Source organism: Mycobacterium asiaticum (genome assembly GCF_001668675.1).
GTDB lineage: Bacteria > Actinomycetota > Actinomycetes > Mycobacteriales > Mycobacteriaceae > Mycobacterium > Mycobacterium asiaticum_D.
The window spans coordinates 1-1,398 of record NZ_LZKQ01000256.1 but is presented as its reverse complement, the minus strand read 5'-3'; the positions used below and the strand labels follow the sequence as shown (position 1 = coordinate 1,398).

General features: G+C 59.0%; 2 protein-coding genes. Both read right to left on the bottom strand.

Going from position 1 to position 1,398, the window contains the following annotated elements; all coding sequences use genetic code 11:
* Nucleotides 1-55 precede the first annotated feature (55 nt).
* Nucleotides 56-634 (bottom strand): hypothetical protein, encoded by a 579-nt coding sequence (locus A9X01_RS30130; RefSeq protein ID WP_142305313.1) that lies wholly within the window; start codon nucleotides 632-634, stop codon nucleotides 56-58.
* Nucleotides 635-640: 6 nt separating this feature from the next.
* The gene (locus tag A9X01_RS30125) at nucleotides 641-832 is read right to left on the bottom strand and encodes a hypothetical protein (protein WP_142305312.1); all 192 of its coding nucleotides are present in this window, start codon (nucleotides 830-832) and stop codon (nucleotides 641-643) included.
* Nucleotides 833-1,398 lie beyond the last annotated feature (566 nt).

Sequence of the window (1,398 nt, the reverse complement as noted above, 5' to 3'; positions counted from 1 at the left end):
TTTGTTGAGCCTTCCTGCCCACGTCGTGGGCTGCAAGACTCTCATAAGCCATGGATCAACCAAACGGGGTCAGGCCAATCCCCATGTGCCCAGACCATTCATCAACGAAATCCACACACACGTTACAGGCCCATTCTGCGGCGTCCGCGTTCAAAATCACGCTTGGAAATCCGGCACCGGCTACGAGTTGCTTGCTTTTTGGCACTTGCTGAAACCGGGACCGAAGTTCGCCGTGGGTGACGCTCTGCCATTCAGGCGTGTAGTGCAGCAACGCATTCCGCAGGTCGAACACAATCTGGACGCGTTGGCAGGTCTGATGCCCCTTCGGCATCGCTTGGGATTTTCCAATCGCCGTGAGTGCGTGTTGGTACTTATCGAGCGGAGGATTACGTTCGATTGATACCGGCGGCCGGACGGGCTTGTGGCCCCGCAGTTTCGCCCATACATGCTGCAACCGGCCAGGTTTCGGACCTTGCGCTGTTGGAGGATTCCAAAGGTCTTTCATCTTCTCGACGGCATCGGGCGGAATTCCCGCTATGTTCGGCGTTGTTACCCGTGGCGCGTTGGTAGCGGCACGGAATATCTCATTAATCAACGATTCGACGAAGCCTGCTGCCGACGCAACGGCAACCATAGCGAGTCAGCGAAGTTCGTAGTCGATGTTGTGGTTGCCTTGGGCAATTACGTCGTTCTCCCGCGTCTTGCACAGCGCGGCCATATGCCGAGCGTTCCACAAGTGCTGAAGGGCAAGAGCCGGCCAAACATCCGCCTCGGCCGTAAGGCCTGCCGTAATGCCGCGGCCTGCCTGCGCCCGGTTGGCTCCTTGAGTCACGATTTGACCTTAATGGTCAGCCGTACGGAGCGGGGCAGACGGTGTCGTCCGGTGGGCTGGCGATGCCCGGCGCGAGGCGACCCGGTTGGGTGGGTGGTGCTGGTGCTGGCGTGAGTCGCCGGTCTCCGCCTCGTTGACGAGGAGTGACGGCGCTGACGGTGTCGCCGTTTGACTGGTGACCGGACCCCCGTGAAGTGGTCATGGAATTACTTCGCAACATTCTGCTGCTGCAGGTCAGCCAACTGTCCCGCTGGGCGCCGCCGCGCACGCCGGCATCGCCAACTTGGCGACCGCCAAATTCTCCTGCTCCGTGCGTTATCGGCACGCAGAGCGATGACTACTACGAGGAGAGTTGTTTGTCCGTAACCATTTTCGGACTTATTCGAATCAAACTGTCCAGATCAAGGTGACACTTCCGTACAGTTTGACCGACGTACTCGTGCAGCAACCGGAGTCGCGTGTCGGGGTCGCGTGCTATTAGTGAGCCGTTGGCCTGACCCCGTTTGGTTGATCCATGGCTTATGAGAGTCTTGCAGCCCACGACGTGGGCAGGAAGGCTCAACAAA